At 36.7% G+C, this 17,095-nt stretch carries 15 protein-coding genes and 1 pseudogene; 6 read left to right on the forward strand and 10 right to left on the reverse strand.

Annotated elements, in window-relative coordinates; translation table 11 throughout:
- Nucleotides 1-22: 22 nt before the first annotated feature.
- The 4 genes from M2306_RS02360 to M2306_RS02375 all read right to left on the reverse strand — a co-directional run bounded on the left by M2306_RS02360 (nucleotide 23) and on the right by M2306_RS02375 (nucleotide 3,916).
- On the reverse strand, nucleotides 23-298 hold the full coding sequence (locus M2306_RS02360; RefSeq protein WP_002986040.1) for an HU family DNA-binding protein: 276 nt from the start codon (nucleotides 296-298) through the stop codon (nucleotides 23-25).
- A gap of 155 nt (nucleotides 299-453) precedes the next feature.
- Nucleotides 454-1,404, reverse strand: coding sequence for a methionyl-tRNA formyltransferase (gene fmt, locus M2306_RS02365; protein WP_259188984.1), 951 nt, complete (start codon nucleotides 1,402-1,404; stop codon nucleotides 454-456).
- The gene (locus tag M2306_RS02370) at nucleotides 1,404-3,308 is read right to left on the reverse strand and encodes a RecQ family ATP-dependent DNA helicase (protein ID WP_259188982.1); all 1,905 of its coding nucleotides are present in this window, start codon (nucleotides 3,306-3,308) and stop codon (nucleotides 1,404-1,406) included. The genes fmt and M2306_RS02370 overlap by 1 nt, the downstream gene beginning before the upstream one ends.
- 74 nt (nucleotides 3,309-3,382) lie before the next feature.
- A complete protein-coding gene (locus tag M2306_RS02375; RefSeq protein WP_181816699.1) occupies nucleotides 3,383-3,916 on the reverse strand; it encodes an AAA family ATPase in 534 nt (177 codons plus the stop codon).
- A gap of 823 nt (nucleotides 3,917-4,739) precedes the next feature.
- Here M2306_RS02375 and M2306_RS02380 point away from each other — a divergent pair.
- The 3 genes from M2306_RS02380 (at nucleotide 4,740) to murA (ending at nucleotide 7,134) form a co-directional block, all read left to right on the forward strand.
- Entirely contained in the window at nucleotides 4,740-5,024 is a 285-nt protein-coding gene (locus tag M2306_RS02380; protein WP_181816698.1) for a DUF493 family protein, read from the forward strand.
- A gap of 74 nt (nucleotides 5,025-5,098) precedes the next feature.
- Complete coding sequence (locus M2306_RS02385) at nucleotides 5,099-5,824, forward strand: DUF4290 domain-containing protein (RefSeq protein WP_259188979.1); 726 nt, start codon at nucleotides 5,099-5,101, stop codon at nucleotides 5,822-5,824.
- Nucleotides 5,821-7,134, forward strand: a complete 1,314-nt coding sequence (gene murA / locus M2306_RS02390) for a UDP-N-acetylglucosamine 1-carboxyvinyltransferase (RefSeq protein WP_259188976.1) — start codon at nucleotides 5,821-5,823, stop codon at nucleotides 7,132-7,134. Before M2306_RS02385 ends, murA begins: the two co-directional genes overlap by 4 nt.
- Nucleotides 7,135-7,182: 48 nt before the next feature.
- On the opposite strand, the gene M2306_RS02395 is transcribed toward murA, so the two are convergent.
- On the reverse strand, nucleotides 7,183-9,597 hold the full coding sequence (locus tag M2306_RS02395; protein ID WP_259188974.1) for a S9 family peptidase: 2,415 nt from the start codon (nucleotides 9,595-9,597) through the stop codon (nucleotides 7,183-7,185).
- Between the two features lie 129 nt (nucleotides 9,598-9,726).
- Here M2306_RS02395 and M2306_RS02400 point away from each other — a divergent pair, with 129 nt between their 5' ends.
- Nucleotides 9,727-10,731, forward strand: a complete 1,005-nt coding sequence (locus M2306_RS02400) for a 3-oxoacyl-ACP synthase III family protein (protein WP_259188971.1) — start codon at nucleotides 9,727-9,729, stop codon at nucleotides 10,729-10,731.
- A 35-nt stretch (nucleotides 10,732-10,766) separates the two neighbouring features.
- Nucleotides 10,767-11,444: a sterol desaturase family protein gene (locus tag M2306_RS02405; protein ID WP_259188968.1), complete on the forward strand. Its 678-nt coding sequence runs from the start codon at nucleotides 10,767-10,769 to the stop codon at nucleotides 11,442-11,444.
- A 996-nt stretch (nucleotides 11,445-12,440) separates the two neighbouring features.
- On the opposite strand, the gene M2306_RS02410 is transcribed toward M2306_RS02405, so the two are convergent.
- From M2306_RS02410 to M2306_RS02430, 5 genes and pseudogenes are all read right to left on the reverse strand, one after another.
- Nucleotides 12,441-13,328 carry an endonuclease I family protein gene (locus M2306_RS02410; RefSeq protein ID WP_259188967.1) on the reverse strand — a complete coding sequence of 296 codons (888 nt, stop codon included), beginning with the start codon at nucleotides 13,326-13,328 and terminating at the stop codon, nucleotides 12,441-12,443.
- A 19-nt stretch (nucleotides 13,329-13,347) separates the two neighbouring features.
- A pseudogene (locus M2306_RS02415) lies at nucleotides 13,348-14,563 on the reverse strand (RsmB/NOP family class I SAM-dependent RNA methyltransferase).
- Nucleotides 14,564-14,646: 83 nt separating this feature from the next.
- Nucleotides 14,647-15,078: a hypothetical protein gene (locus M2306_RS02420; RefSeq protein ID WP_002986017.1), complete on the reverse strand. Its 432-nt coding sequence runs from the start codon at nucleotides 15,076-15,078 to the stop codon at nucleotides 14,647-14,649.
- A gap of 7 nt (nucleotides 15,079-15,085) precedes the next feature.
- The gene (locus tag M2306_RS02425) at nucleotides 15,086-15,508 is read right to left on the reverse strand and encodes a hypothetical protein (protein WP_259188965.1); all 423 of its coding nucleotides are present in this window, start codon (nucleotides 15,506-15,508) and stop codon (nucleotides 15,086-15,088) included.
- A 45-nt stretch (nucleotides 15,509-15,553) separates the two neighbouring features.
- Nucleotides 15,554-16,102 carry an RNA polymerase sigma factor gene (locus M2306_RS02430; protein WP_115090861.1) on the reverse strand — a complete coding sequence of 183 codons (549 nt, stop codon included), beginning with the start codon at nucleotides 16,100-16,102 and terminating at the stop codon, nucleotides 15,554-15,556.
- A gap of 168 nt (nucleotides 16,103-16,270) precedes the next feature.
- Here M2306_RS02430 and M2306_RS02435 point away from each other — a divergent pair, with 168 nt between their 5' ends.
- Complete coding sequence (locus tag M2306_RS02435; RefSeq protein ID WP_115090860.1) at nucleotides 16,271-16,939, forward strand: HAD family hydrolase; 669 nt, start codon at nucleotides 16,271-16,273, stop codon at nucleotides 16,937-16,939.
- Nucleotides 16,940-17,095 lie beyond the last annotated feature (156 nt).

Below are 17,095 nucleotides of genomic sequence, written 5' to 3' on the forward strand. Positions count from 1 at the left end.
ATTACATAAACAAAGTCAGTAACTACTTGTTTACAGATCCTTCTAATTCAGATCCAGCTTTAAATTTAACTACTTTTTTAGCAGCAATTTTGATTGTTTTTCCAGTTTGAGGGTTTCTTCCTTCTCTAGCCGCTCTTTCAGATACTGACCATGAACCGAAACCTACCAATGAAATTTTGTCTCCTTTAGCTAATGTAGATTCAACGTTAGATAAGAAAGATTCTAAAGCTTTTTTAGCTGCAACTTTACTGATCTCTGCATCTTTTGCGATAGCATCAATTAATTCTGTTTTGTTCATAATAATTTTTTTTAAAGGTTAACTTTATTAACGTTCTTATTACAAATTTAGGGTTATAAAGTTATAAAACAAGCTTTTTGTAAAAAAAAAACGCAATGCAATATCTTTTTTTGTGTTAAGGTTCTATGTGAAGTATTCCTTTGTAGGGAAATGAGTTATAAAACGATAGCGTTTTCGCTAAATTTTTGCCCATTTAATACTTCATTTGCTAGCATCATTTTCTTGCCTGGTAGCTGTAATTTTATGAGGTCTAAAAAGCCATTTTGAACCGCAATTTTTATGGTTTTTTTAGTTGTAACTAATTGACCTATATTTAGTTGGTGTTCTTCTTTTTCGAAGTGTGCTTCGTATATTTTGATGTTCCATTCTTGCTGTGTATCGCGGTCTTCTAGCATGCACCAAGCTGCTGGATAAGGGCTTAGACCTCGGATTAACTGCTCAATCTCAATACCTGTTTTTGAAAAGTCAATTTTGCAATTCTCTCGGTTCAATTTATAGGCCGTTTTCGTGTCTTCAGCAGGTTGATGAACCACTTGTACGTCTCCTTTTTGAATTAATTCGAGTGTTTCTACCACAGTTTCAGCACCTAAAACCATTAAGCGATCGTGTAGTTCGCCGGCAGTTTCTTTGGCTCCAATAGCCGTTTCTTTCTTTAAAATAATAGCTCCTGTATCAATTTTTTCATCAATAAAGAAGGTCGTTACACCCGTTTTAGTTTCTCCATTGATAATCGCCCAGTTGATTGGCGCAGCACCTCTGTAATCAGGGAGTAAAGAAGCATGTAGGTTAAAAGTTCCCAAAGAAGGCATTTGCCATACTGCGGCAGGTAACATTCTAAAAGCAACCACCACTTGTAGATTAGCTTGGTAAGAAGCTAACTCCGTTAAAAAAGCTTCATCTTTTAAATTCGTCGGCTGTAAAACAGGCAATTGTTTCTCTACTGCATATTCTTTAACCGCAGAAAATTTTAATTTCTGTCCTCTACCTGCTGGTCGATCGGGTGCTGTAATCACAGCCACAATATTGAAGTTATGTTGATACATCGCATCGAGAATTCCAACTGCAAAATCAGGGGTTCCCATAAAAATGATACGTAAGTCTTTCATTATAGTAGAATATATTGATTTTTGTTATTTAATTTTATTTTTCGTTGTTCTGACAACTGTTGTAAAAGCAGGAGTATATCCTGTAAATCAAGCGATAAATCTGCTTCCATTTCACTTGTAGATGCCGCTTGTTTATGCTGTAAGTACAAGATAATACGATCTTTTTTGTCAGCCAACTGATCGGTTGATTTCTTTTGATTCGCTTGCAAGCAGGTGGAACAACTCCCACAATTTTGCTCTAGCGTTTCATTGAAATAATGTAAGATGATTTTATTCTTACAAATATCGTCATTTTGTGCGTAAAAGTAAATAGCGCGATATTGTTCAAGTTTGAGGTTGTTTTGTTGTTCTAAGAATGGGAAAGTTCGATAAATTGTTTTATCCTCTTCCCAGGCTTCGAGAAACGTAATTTCCAAATCGTGTTCCTCTGGTGTAAAAACACAGAGTTCTTCTTGATGCCAGGTTTGCAAGCACTCTTGTACAAATAAAATAGGTTCCCCTACTTGTTCGCTGATGAAAGCCAAGTTAATAGGGGTGTTGTATTCGTGTATCCCTGGGTAATGGCGAATAATCTGCAGTAAAACGTTTTCTTGTCGTTCATTGTCATATACATAGTCGAGTAATTCACTACTACTCACAGTGAACTGAACCTGTGTTTTATTCGTCGAATTGGGGGTTAGTTTACAAATACCTTGACGATCCAAGAACTGCAACGCATTATAAGTTAACGTATACGGAAACTTATAATGTACACAAAACTGATTAAAGCTAAAGGAATACGAAGTATTATAGCCTTCGCCTAGACCAATACTCAAATAATTGTTGAGCTTGCGGTATACGAGTTTTAAAAAACTTTTGTCAAATAGGTTGTCTTTGGCCCATTCCTCAATAGGTTTAGGCTCATTGGGTGCAACGAGTAAAGAGGCAAAAGCCTTTGTTTCATCTCGTCCTGCGCGTCCAGCTTCTTGGTAATAGTTTTCTAAATTTTCAGGAAGCTGCAAGTGAATCACATTGCGAACATTCTTCTTGTCGATTCCCATTCCAAATGCATTCGTAGCCACCATAATAGGTGTTTTTTCCGAAACCCAATCGTCTAGTCGCTTCTTTTTCTCAAAGGTGTTTAACCCTCCGTGAAAAAATCCCGCCTTATAATTTTTTTGATTCAATTGTTGGGCTAATACTTGCGTCTCCTTTCGACTGCGTACATAGATAATGGTCGGAAAGGGATTCTTTTGCAGAATACGCTCTACGATGATTTCTTTATTCTCAACCTTATAGACCCCATAAATCAAATTGCTGCGATAAAAGCTCTTCTTGAATAAGGCAACATCGCGCAGTTCGAGATTGGTGCAAATATCATGGATAACGCGTTGGTTGGCAGATCCCGTTAAGGCAATCACAGGAATGCTCGGGAATAGCTTACGCAATTGATTTATCTTGAGATAAGCAGGACGGAAGTCATGCCCCCATTGTGAAATACAATGGGCTTCATCTACGGCAAGCAAACTTATTTTTAAATTTTCAATTCGCTCCAGTAACCACGTTTGTTCCAGTCGCTCTGGGGAGATATAGAGTAATTTATATTCTCCATACAAACAGTTGTCCAGAATTGCATCAATATCCGTTAAGGATGTACCTCCAATAATGGCAGCCGCTTTGATACCTAATGCATTCAAATTGTTGACTTGATCTTGCATTAAGGCAACTAGAGGGGAAATAACCAAACAAGTACCAGGTAGGAGTAGTGCTGGAATCTGAAAACAGACGCTCTTTCCACCGCCTGTTGGCAATAAAGCAAAGGTATCTTTTCCTTGTAAAACAGATTCGATAATGGCTTCTTGTGGTTCACGAAAAGAACTGTGTTTCCAATAGTGTTGAAGTAAATCGATCGGTTTTTTAGTCATTGAAACAGGGGTTTTGCTTTCGACTAAGGTAGTCAAAAATGTAAAAAGGATTGCTACAACAATCCTTTTTTATATTATACTCGATCTAAGATAAATTCGACTCTTTTAATGATAGGTTCTCTAGGAACTTCAATTAAATCATAACCATAACTCTTATAGGTATCAACCAAGTAACGGTGAATTAAATTGGCTTGTTCAAATGATTCATAACGTTGCTCATCACTAATATAGATATTTTCCCAAGGCGGTAATAGGAAAATTTGATGATAGATATGATTTTTACAAGCTAAATCAAAGCTTTCTGGATAGGCATCTCCTTTGTAATGCATATACGCTAGTACATCTGGAATCCCACGATCAATAAAGACGATAGGAGCTTCTTCTTCGGCTGCATTTTTATGTTGATCAATTCTACCTTCTAGTAAAAGTTGACTAAATAGCAAAGGTTCCGTTAAAAAAAGTTGATCAATCCCTTTCTCTTGTGCTTTCTTTGTAACTTCTCTTGATATTTCAGGATAGCAGATGTAACCTCTATCAGTTAATTCATTGATAATAGTTGTCTTACCAGATCCTGGGCCACCGATTATTAAAACGAGTTTTGTATTCATTTCTACGTAAAAATAGGAAAGGGGCAAAAGTATAATAAAAAGTTGGGATAGCATGCCTTTTCGAGGACTCTTTATTATTAAGAGAAGGTTAAAATGGGGTTGAGAAGGTGAGGGGTTGAGAAGGTGAGGGGTTGAGAAGGTGAGGGGGTGAGAAGGTGAGGGGGTGAGAAGGTGAGGGGGTGAGGAGGTGATGAAAAAAACTGTAGGGGCAAATGGCAATTTGCCAAGTAACTGCATAATTCACCAAGTAATTGGATAATTTGTTTGATTAAGAGTGAATCAAAAAAAAGAATTTCTTGGATCAGCAATTTCTGATTGAAAACAAATCTTATTTAACCCATAAATTTCACAACTTCACAAACAACTCTACTTTAGCTTTCCTTCTACATTTCTCGGGCATTCCTTCGACTTTCCTTGGACATTCCTTGGAGTTTCCTAGGAAAAAAGGGGTTTTTGTCGAAGGAAACTCCAAGGAATGTCCAAGTGTGGCCCCAGTATAGTCTAAGCAACCTCCTATGAAAGGTAAGTGAGGTTTGTTTTTTGTGAGGTCGTGAAATCGTAGGTTGTTTTTTTGTGAAGTTGTGAGGTTTATCGATTAAATAGAAATGTTGCATAAAAGCGAAAAACACCTTTAAAAAAGAAAGGGGTGCTCTTTGTGAAGTTTGCTCACCGCCTCACCGCCTCACCGTCTCACCACCTCACCATCTCACCGCCTCACCTCACCACCTCACCCATAACCTTCACTCATTTCCCTTTTCCACTTTCTCATTTCCAATCTCCAATAAAAAGATAGAAAATGCTTATATTTGCATCAAAAGAATGTATGGATACTAAGACGAAAGAATTTTACGAAAGCTTGAAAGAAAAGTTGGAGTTTGAGAGAACTTGGCCAAATGAATATTTATTTAAATTTATTGTTCCTGCGGACGAGAGTAAAATCGCTCAAATTGAACGTGCTTTTGACGAGATGAATCCCGTGATTAACTTCAGAAATTCTAGTAAAGGTACTTTTACCAGTGTATCGATAAAAGTGCATATGACTAGTGCACAAGCTATCGTTGATAAGTATATTGAACTATCAACTATTGAAGGGTTATTATCACTATAAAAATTGCTTTATCCTAGAAAGTTTTATATTTTTATAGCTCAGGCAGATAGCCAAACTTTGTAAACACCAATTAGATGAAATTTAACTCCGCAGAAGCAGTAACACACTTGGGCTATAATACAGCCACCAATAAATTAGTAATTCCCGATTATGGTCGTCATCTTCAAATAATGATTGAGCAAATTGCCGTGATGGAAGATAATGAAGAGCGAAATAAGGCCGCAAATTATGCCATTCGCGTGATGGGGGATATGAACCCGCATTTACGTGATGTTCCTGATTTTCAGCATAAATTATGGGATCAGCTTTTTATGATTTCTGACTTTAAGTTAGAGGTTGATTGTCCATTTCCTATTGCGACGAGAGAAACGGTGTATGCAAAACCAGAAATTCTACCTTATCCAAAGAAACAATTGAGTTATCGCTATTATGGCAATAATATCAAAAGTATGATTGAGGAAGCGTTGAAATTCGAAGAAGGCGAAATGAGAGATGCATTGATTATTGTTATTGCCAATCACATGAAGAAAAGTTACTTAAGCTGGAACAAAGACAATGTGAAGGATGAAGTAATCTTTGAACATCTTAGTGAACTTTCTGGAGGGAAAATCAATCTATCTAAACAAGAAGAAGAGTTATCTACTACGGCTAACCTGATTCAGGTGAATCGTAAACAATCTAATAAAAGCAATTATTCGAACAACAACAACAACAGTCCGAGTAATACAAATAACCAAAAAGGAAATAACAACAAAAAGTATAGCAAGCACAATTATCAAGCAAAAGGTAAAAAGCAATGAGTACATTTAGAATTGAAGGAGGTCACCAATTAAAAGGTGAGGTATATGCACAAGGCGCTAAAAATGAAGCATTACAAGTACTTTGTGCAGTGTTGTTAACAAATGAAAAAGTAGTAATTTCCAATATTCCAGATATTATTGATGTCAATAAATTAATTGAATTATTGGAATCTTTAGGAGTGAAAATTGAACGATTAGCTCCAAATAAAATGTCTTTTCAAGCAGATAATCTAAATCTAGATTATTTAACTTCGGATGACTTTAAAGCAGGCGGAAAAGCTTTGCGTGGATCTATCATGATGGTAGGCCCACTTTTAGGACGCTTTGGAAAAGGGTATATCCCAAAACCAGGAGGAGATAAAATCGGAAGACGTCGTTTGGATACGCATTTCGAAGGATTTATCAAGCTAGGTGCGACATTTAGATACAACAGAGAAGAGCATTTCTATGGAGTAGAAGCAGAGCAGTTAGTGGGTGCGGATATGCTGTTGGAAGAAGCTTCTGTTACAGGAACAGCTAATATCGTAATGGCAGCTGTTTTAGCAAAAGGAACAACAACAATTTACAATGCCGCTTGTGAGCCATACTTGCAACAGCTTTGTAAAATGTTGAATAGCATGGGAGCGAAAATTTCAGGTGTTGGATCTAATTTCTTGACTATCGAAGGGGTGGAAACACTAACAGGATGCGATCATCGTATCTTACCGGATATGATTGAAATTGGTTCTTGGATTGGATTAGCTGCCATGACTAAAAGTGAATTAACCATTAAAAATGTAGGATGGGAGCATTTAGGTGTTATTCCAAATACATTCAAGAGATTGGGAATTCAATTAGAAAAAAGAGGAGACGATATCTATATTCCTGCTCATACGCAAGGATACGAAATACAAAGTTTTATTGATGGTTCTATCTTGACTATTGCAGATGCACCATGGCCAGGACTAACACCCGATTTATTGAGTGTGATTTTGGTTGTTGCAACACAAGCAAGAGGAGAGGTATTAATTCATCAAAAGATGTTCGAAAGCCGTTTGTTCTTTGTGGATAAATTAATCGATATGGGAGCGAAAATTATCCTATGTGATCCACACCGAGCAGTTGTTATTGGACATGATTTTAAATCACAATTGAAAGCAACACGCATGTCTTCACCAGATATTCGCGCGGGAATTTCGTTGTTAATTGCAGCTTTATCTGCACAAGGAACAAGTGTGATTCAAAATATCGATCAAATTGATCGCGGGTACGAAAGAATAGACGAGCGTCTACGCGCATTAGGTGCGAAAATTGACCGCGTTGATGAGTAAATCTATATATCTTAAATAAAAAAAAGCCCCTATTATAGGGGCTTTTTTTTATTTAAGATATTTTTCTAAGAACTGATCTTGTTCCCATAATAAATGTAAAATGTTTTCTTTAGCAACATAACTGTGGCTTTCTTTCGGTAGAATTACCATACGTACAGGTGCTCCTAATCCTTTTAATGCTTGGAAATAGCGTTCTGTTTGCAGGGTAAACGTTCCAGGGTTGTTATCAGCTTCTCCGTGTACTAACAACATCGGTGTTTTCATTTTATCTGCATTCATGAAAGGTGACATGGTATTGTACACTTGTGGTACTTCCCAATAGTTGCGTTGTTCCGTTTGGAATCCAAAAGGAGTTAACGTTCTGTTGTACGCCCCACTTCTTGCAATTCCAACAGCAAATAAATCAGAATGTGTCAATAAGTTAGCCGTCATAAACGCCCCATACGAGTGTCCTCCAACTCCAACTTTTGAACGATCAATATAACCTAAAGCATCAACAGCATCAATTGCTGCTTTACCATTGGCAACTAATTGCTCAATATACGTGTCATTAGGTTCCTCTGTTCCTTCTCCTACAATTGGGAAAGCTGCATCATCTAATACCGCATATCCTTTCGTTACCCAGTATACAAATGATCCATAGTATGGGAACGTAAATTCGCTTGAATTAGACGTTACCTGTCCAGCACTATTTTTATCTTTATATTCTGTTGGATAAGCCCAAATTAATAAAGGTAATTTCTCTGTTTTGTTCTTTCTGTCGTAATTCGCAGGTAAATACAAAGTACCTGATAGTTCTAAACCATCTTCTCTTTTGTAGGTAATTACTTCTTTGTAAACCCCATTTAAGCTTTCAAAAGGATTTTTGAATGTAGTAATAGGTTTAATATCATTTTTCTTCTTGATATTTCTAAAGTAGTAATTCGGATACTCTGTTGCAGATTGAATTGAAACGAGTACCAATCCTTTTTTGATATCTTCAATAGATTGAATACTTTCTTTTTTCGTTGTATACGTAGATTGATATAAACGTTTTGTTTTTAGCGTTGCTAAATCAAATTCGTCGATAAAAGGGAATTGACCTTTTGGTGTATAACCTTCTCCAATCAAGTACATTTTATTGTTTTCAATCGCTAAGGTATAGCGACCATATTCGTTTCTTTTTGTTTCAAATGTTCCTGGATCACTGTAAACATCTTGTGAGTTTCGATCTTCAATTTTTACAGGATTTGCATTGAAAGTAGAAGGATTAATGATGTATTGTCTGATATTACGTGTGTCATACCATTGATCTGCTACAAGAGCCACTTGATCATTCCCCCAAGTAATTCCCGCATAGCGCTGTGATAATTTCACGATAGATTTTGGTGCTGCTGTAAACGGAGCCTCCCAAGTGAATACTTCATCTCTGTATTCGATTTCTTTTGCCGGATCACCACCGTCTAAAGCCTCTACATAAGATAAAGTAGCCGGTTGATCACCACGCCATTGCATGCTTCGCTTTCCTTCTCTTACGGCCATAAATCCTTTTGGCATGATTTCGTTTAGCGGTACATCATTCACTTCCTTAACTAAGGTTCCATCCATCTTGTATATCGTTGTCTTCATCGGAAAACGATTCAGTGGAACAAGGTAAGAAAAAGGCTTTTCTAATGTAGTTAGCATCAGGTAATTTCCATCAGGAGAAATAGCCTCACTAGCATACATCGCTGCCTCTTTGAATAGTTTTTTAGACCCATTTATATCAACTAGATATAATTCAGAAGTGACCAACGTTTCAAAGTTAGCTTCATCCGTTTTGTTCTTTAAAAGATCTTGATAGGTTCTGTTTTGAGAAACAACCCCTTCTTCACTAACTGAAACAATCGGACCTGTTGGTAAATCCTTTTTGGTGTCTACTAAAGCAGGTCTATTTGCTGGTATAACACTAACCAAAACTTGTTGGTTATCTCTTAACCAAGTAATAGGATTTCCTAAATTGGCATTTAGGTTTGCTTCAGTGAGTTTTTTAGCTTCTGCTGTTTTGAAATCAGCAACCCAAAGTTCAACACCCGTAGCAGTGGTATGAGTAAAAGCTATTTTCGTTTGATCAGGCGAAATAGTAAGATTTGAAATTCTAGGGTTTGCAGGTAATCCTTTCACCTGAATTTCGGTTTGACCTTTTACTTTTCTAACTTTTAGGTTGTTAATGTACGTAAGGGTACTTGAAATGTTTGTGTTTACATCGATTCGTAAACCACCTAATCGCATCTCTTCAACATTTAAATCATCTAATGTTTTGTATGTGCTGCGGTAACTTAAAAGCATATACTCCATGTTGCTATCCATAAAGATAGAAGGAGCGCGTTCAAATTCTGCTAGTTGCAAAATTTCTTGCGAAGGCTTTTGGTAGGTTACATTTTCTTGTGCAAACATAGATGTAATTAAAAAAAGAGAGAATAAAGAAGTTTTTAAAATCTTCATTTTTTGTTTGTTTTAGTTTATCTGAGCAATATACGTGGAATATTTATAAAATATATCGTTTTTGTAGTTGATGTTTTTTAAAATACACAAAAAACTTACCTTTGCTTCAACAAATTAAATCAGATAAATATGTTTAGATCAAAGATTTCGGGTCTAGGTTATTATGTACCCGATAACGTAGTAACCAATGACGATTTGTCAAAAATAATGGATACAAACCATGAATGGATCGTTGAAAGAACGGGAATTCACGAGCGTAGACATAAGGTTTTGGAAGAAGATACTACTTCAGGAATGGGAGTGAAAGCGGCTAGAAAAGCCATGGAGCGAGCTGGAGTAGAAGCCAAGGATATTGATTTTGTTGTATTCGCAACACTGAGTCCAGATTATTATTTTCCTGGTCCAGGTGTTATGTTACAAAAAGAATTAGGTCTAAATACCGTAGCTGCCTTAGATATTAGAGCGCAGTGTTCTGGTTTTATTTATGCGTTATCTGTAGCAGATCAATACATCAAAACAGGGATGTATAAGACCGTTTTGGTTGTAGGATCAGAAGTACATTCAGCAGGATTGGATATGACTACTAGAGGAAGAGCCGTTTCGGTTATTTTTGGTGATGGAGCAGGAGCAGCTGTTTTAACGCGCTCAGAAGATGAAACAGGCATTTTATCTACTCATATTCACTCTCAAGGAGAACATGCAGAAGAACTGGCTTTAATTGCACCAGGAATGGGAGGAAGATGGGTGTCTGATATTTTGAAAGACAATGATCCAGATGATTTGAGCTATATGCCCCATATGAATGGACAATTTGTGTTTAAGAATGCAGTTGTACGCTTCAGTGAAGTGATTATGGAAGGATTGGAAGCTAATAAACTTCAAGTATCTGATATCGATATGTTGATCCCGCATCAAGCGAATTTGAGAATCTCTCAATTTATTCAACAAAAATTTGGATTGTCTGATAATCAGGTATTTAATAATATTCAAAAATACGGTAATACAACCGCGGCATCTGTGCCTATCGCGCTAACAGAAGCTTGGGAAGAAGGTAAAATCAAAACCGGAGATGTAGTCGTTTTGGCTGCTTTTGGAAGTGGGTTTACCTGGGGAAGTGTTGTGTTAAAGTGGTAATTTTTTTATCTTAGCTAGAAAAGTAGTTAAGATATATGAAATTTGATAAGATAAATAACAAAGGACAGGCGAGACTATTTGAGAATCCTTATTTAGAAATATTGACTAAAGGACATCCCGCTATCATCTGGGGGATGTACATTCCAATATTGTCTTATATTATTTATACCGGTTATTCCGCATACAATTTATCCGTTCAGAACCTCATACTCCTTTTTTTAGGAGGGATGTTGTTCTGGACGTTTTTTGAATATTTAGCCCATCGCTATTTGTTTCACCTCATTAGTGAAAAGCAAAACCTACAACGCGTGGCTTATATTATGCATGGCAATCATCACCATTACCCTAGAGATAGACAGCGTCTATTTATGCCTCCAATTCCCAGTATTATTTTAGCTTCTATACTGTTTGGACTACAATACCTCCTCTTAGGCCGATATACCTTTGGGTTTTACCCAGGATTTATTATTGGTTATTTACTCTATGCTTCCATGCATTATGCTATTCACGCATTTGCTCCACCTTTTAAGTTTATGAAACCACTTTGGCGTAATCACCATTTACATCATTATAAAAACGAAGAATTAGGCTTTGGTGTAAGCAATACCTTTTGGGATCGCGTTTTTGGTACGATGTTCGATTTATCAAAGGAAAAAGAGGACAAAGAAAAAGTAAAGGAATTGATGTTTGAGAAAAGAAAAAGGGAGAAATAAAATCGAAACGCAGTGTAGATTGATGAGGTGATGAAATCGGAACGTAGTGAAGATTCATCGAATACGAAAACAAATATAATCCAATGAGGTGGTGAGGTGATGAGGTGGTGAGGTGGTGAGATGGTGAGGTGGTGAGGTGATGAGGTGGTGAGGTGATGAGGTGGTGAGGTGATGAGGTGGTGAGGTGATGAGGTGGTGAGGTGATGAGGTGGTGAGGTGATGAGGTGGTGAGGTGGTGAGATGGTGAGATGGTGAGATGGTGAGGTGGTGAGGTGATGAGGTGGTGAGGTGATGAGGTGGTGAGATGGTGAGGTGGTGAAATCGGAACGTAGTGAAGATTCATCGAATACGAAAACAAATATAATCCAATGAGATAGATGGTGAGGTGAGGGGGTGAGATGGTGAAATCGGAACGTAGTGAAGATTCATCGAATACGAAAACAAATATAATCCAATGAGATAGATGATAAGGTGGTGAGATGATGAAAAAAAACTGTAGTGGCAAATGGCAATTTGCCAAATAACTGGATGATAATGTAGATTTTCCTTTAATCGATAAATCTTACGACTTTACGAAAAAGTAAAAAAGCGACCTACAACTTCACGATTTTACAAAAAGCAAAAAAGCGACTTCACAAATAACAAACCTCAAACACCTTTTATTTTTACAGCCTTTTCAAACATTTGACGCTCTTTATTTGACTTGCGTTGGGGTTAAATTGTCTTTTGTAAAGATGTCTTTTGCTTTTAAGTAAATTGGTTATCTAATATCTGCTAGGTCGCTTTTTTTGCGAAGTTGTAGGTTTATTGATTAAAGACGATTTGCAAAAAAGCCTCTCGCAAAAAAGCAACCTACAACTTCACGATTTCACAAAGCACAAACCTCACAAACCACAAACCTCACAAAGCACAAACAAAAAAACCAATCCTAAAAAGAATTGGTTTTCTATATCTTGATAATCTTCTGTTAATCATAAGTTGTTTACCTTGAGTTATTTACCATCTATTTTCCGCTACTGGTCCACCCCATAGTTGAGTTGCCAAATGCGGATTGTCGATAAATGGATTTCGGTTGCCTTGAACTTCAGGTTTACTTAAATATTCATTGCGTTGTATTTCAATTGCAGAAACAGGATCCTCAGCATTCCATTGCAGCAGTGTGTTTACCATATGAGCATCGCGATCATTTTTTTCTCCAACTGCTACGTTGGTGGGTAAACATTGGCTAGGGTAGCGCAGATACATATAGAGCATCATACGGGCCACATCGCCTTTCCATTCATCTCCCGGATACCATCCACCTTGTACATCACCAGCAGTACCAGTTCCTTGTGCAAATTTCTTATTGCCTCGTTGTGCATTCCATTGTACATCCGCAGGTCTGATATGATGAGCATCTTCATTTGCTCCTGTGCTTGACTGTTCTAGCTTAGGTGTACCTAAAGAACGCGCATAGGTATGCTCTCTATTCCATTGGTTTTGACGACCTCCGTTTTGGTTCTTTCCTTTTGCGTATGCTTTCTTCCCTTGCAGAACCCCTTGCTCTCCATAAAGTAAATACACTTCATTGGCTGCAGGAGTTAAATCCGTTACTTTCAGTACATCCCACAACTCATTATACGTAAGACGATGAATGTGTTGTTTTGCCGTTAATTGACCTAAATCCTCTTGTAAAGCCACACTAGATTTAGAAAAATCGATTTCCTTATAGTAAGCCTTTAGCGTTTGAGGAATGGTATACGTAACGCCCTGTTTTGTTTCAGAAACTGCTGTTTGTGTTGTTTCTGTTGAACTAAAACCTGTGATGGGTTGTGTTTTGTTTTTTGTACATCCACAACCAAGGAGTAATGAAGCGAACAAAACAACGACCAAATGCTTTTTCATACCGTAATCTCCTTCGCTCTTATTTAACTCTTTCTAATAAAGCCATGTAAAACCCATCAAAACCTGTTTGATGCGCCAATACTTTGTGGTCTTTAATGAATTTGAAATTCTGTCCATGTTCAGAAGCTAAGAATTGTTCAATTTGCTTCTCATTTTCAGAAGGTAAGATTGAACAAGTCGCATATACTACATTTCCACCTACTTTAACTATTTTAGAATAGTCTTGTAAGATTTGTTGTTGTACCTTTTTGATTTCCTCAATAAATTCAGGTTGTAATTTCCATTTTGTATCTGGATTACGCTTGATCACCCCTAAACCACTACATGGAGCATCAATCAATACGCGATCCGCTTTGTCGTGTAGTTTTTTAATGGTTTTTGTCCCTTCAATGATGCGGTATTCAATATTAAAAGCACTATTTCTTTTCGCTCTGATTTTCAATTGTTTTTGCTTGCTTTCATAGATATCCATGGCAATAATCTGCCCTTTGTTTTCCATTAAAGAAGCCATGTGAAGCGTTTTTCCACCAGCACCAGCACAAGTATCAACCACGCGCATACCTGGTTCAACCCCTAAGAAAGGAGCTACCAACTGAGAAGAAGCATCTTGTACTTCAAATAATCCTTCTTTGAAAGCATCAGTTAAAAATACATTCGCTTCTTTCTTTTAAGATTAAGGCATCTGGATATTCTTCCGGTTGTATCGTTTCAATATCTAAATCCATTAAAATAGCATGCAATTTCTTACGTGTTGTTTTTAAAGTATTCACACGTAAAATAACCTGTGCTTGTTGGTTTTGCGCTGTTATTTCTTTAGACCAAAGTTCTTCACCTAATTCTTTTACGCCCAATTCATCCATCCAATCTGGAATCGCTTCTTTGAATTTTCTGATTTTACTTAGTTCATCAAATCTACCTTTAATTCGGCGAATAGGAGCATTTTCAAAATACTTCCAATCCGGCAAGTTGTACCCTCTTAATACAGCCCAAACGGTAAAAATACGCCATGCATCGTCGCGAGTAAATGGTTCTTTTACTTCTGCGATTTCAGTATACAGCCTTTTCCAACGCACAATTTCGTAAATGGTCTCAGCTACGAATTTGCGGTCTGCACTTCCCCAACGTTTGTCTTTTTTCAAGGCTTTTGCAACCACTTTGTCTGCATATTCCCCTTCGTTGAAAATTAGTAAGATAGAGTCAATAACGGTAAAAACTAAGTTTCTGTGTAATCTCATTATATATATAAATAAAATAGCCTACAAATATAGGTCTTTTGTAGGCTAGGTTAAGAAAGTTTTGCTATTTTTTATTCAATAGCTTATTTTTTGTCTTTATACTTTTTAAGTAACTTTCGATTAAAGTCGTCTTCTGCTTTTTTCAACAAGAGTATTTTTTTGTTTGATAAAATCTTCTTGCTATCTAAAATGAACTGGCTTCGAAGGGAACAATAATCCTCTTCAAAAGTAAGTAAAGCTTGTACTTTTTCTGTTGCTTGTTTTTCAGTTAGCCCCTCAATATCTTGAGTTTCATTAGATTTGATATAATGAATAACTTCGGAGTGTCTAAGTTTAGACAGCTTATTGTCGTAGGTATTGTATATCGGCCAAAATTTTTCAGCTTCCTCACTTGTTAAGTTTAAAACTGAAGACAAGTGGGCTATTTTTAACGATTTTATTTGATCTGATGATTGCTGTGCCTGGCTGAAACTCGAAATGCACAAGAAGATCAATAGCAGTAGAAATCTTTTCATCGTATAATTAGTAATTTAAGTAATAATCTAAGTCAATATTCGTCTGAACGTATTCATTAAGTTCTTTTTGATTCACTTGAATCGCTTGTTCCATTTCTTGAAGGTCTTTTTCATCAAAGGCTTGAATAAATTCATTCGACAAAGTATAAGGCGAATTGTATTCGAAGTAGTTTTCTAACGTTTCATGACTAAGGGTTGAGGTACTTTGTTGTTTCACTAAAAGACCTATACCAACAAGGAGTGCAACTGCAGCTGCCAAAGCAACCAGCATTTTCATTGGTCTGAACTGACGAATGCGCGTATCTTTTTGGTGGAGTTGTACATTCCCGTCTAATCGTTCAAAAAGACGTTGTTCTACTGTATCAAAGTAGCCTTCCGGAACGTTGAAGCCGTCTTTTCTGTTGTGTTTAGGATTGTGATTCGTTATCATGTTATATGTACTTCTATTACTTAGACTGATTTTTAATACAAAGGTTTAATGCTCCCGCAAAAAAAGTTCTATTTTTTTTGTTGCATGGTGATAAGAGGCTTTTAAAGCTCCAACAGAGGTGTCTAAAATAGCAGCAATACTGTTGTAATCGAGCTCCTGAAAATAACGCATTTTAAAAACCAATTGTTGTTTTTCTGGGAGAGTAGCGATCGCTTTATGTAATAAAACGGTTGCTTCATCCCCATTGAAAAAAGGATCAGTTTCGATTTGTTCGATTAATTGTTGATTGTATTCATCTAAAGTTACCCGTTGTAAACGACTTTTTTGTTTTAAAAAATCCAGGGCTTGGTTGGTTGCAATGCGATATAACCAAGAAGAAAGTTTACTCTGACCTTTAAAAGAAGCGATATTTTCATAGGCTTTGATAAAAGTTTCTTGTAACACATCATCCGCATCTTCGTGTTGAATTACAATCGAGCGAATATGGTAATACAACATCGTCTTGTTTTGCGCGATAAGGTTGCGAAAAGCACTGTCTTTGGTATCGATATGTTGCAGTTGTTGCACGAATTGTTCTTCTTCCGACGCTGACAAGATGATTAAGTATTTGAATTTGAGGTAAGGTGTAAACGTAAAAATAATAAAAAGAGTCGAGGCGACACCACTATTTCAGATATAATTTACTTGTACTACGCTAAATCTCTCGTTCTGGGCTATTTGGTATAGCGAAAAACCCCTTACCTTTACACAAAAATAGAACATATGTTACGTACGGTTATTTTTGATATGGACGGGGTGATTGTAGATACAGAACCTGTTCATCGTTATGCCTATTTTCAACATTTTGACGAATTGGGAATTGAAGTTCCTGAAGAGATGTATACTTCTTTTACAGGTTTTTCTACTAAAAATACCTATCAAAAAGTAAAAGAACACTTTCAATTAGAACAAGAGGTTCCCGATTTGGTTTTACGCAAACGCGCGTTGTTCAACGAGTCTTTTGATACAAAACCCGATTTAGAGCTTATTGAAGGAGTTCGCGATTTAATTGTACAGCTTCATGCACAGGATATAGAATTGATTTTAGGATCATCTGCATCAAAAAGTACGATTCACCGCGTATTTAATCGTTTTGAATTATTTCCATACTTCACGCATATTGTAAGTGGAGAGGATTTTCCTAAATCAAAACCCGATCCAGCGATTTTCAATCAAGCCGCTTCATTGGCTAAGATTGCTACAAAAGAACATTGTTTGGTAATTGAAGATAGCACTAATGGGATAAAAGCAGCGAATGCGGCTGGAATAAAAGTACTAGGATATAAAAGCCAACATTCCAAACAGCAGGATTATAGTACAGCGGATTTTATTATTGAATCTTTCTTGCAAGTAGATTCACACGGATTAGCTCATTTATTTCAATCGAAATAGGTGAAAATAAGGCGAGGTATAAAATTTGATGCGTAAGGAGGAAAGGAGCATTCGTTCAATTGATTGAAATAATTGGAATAAAAAACGAAGGATACCGCCACAGCGTAAATAAACCGAACAAAAGAGGAGAGGTTTATGAGGAATAATTTTTATACT

The sequence above is a fragment of the Myroides gitamensis genome (assembly GCF_029894455.1).
Taxonomy (GTDB): Bacteria; Bacteroidota; Bacteroidia; order Flavobacteriales; family Flavobacteriaceae; genus Flavobacterium; species Flavobacterium odoratum.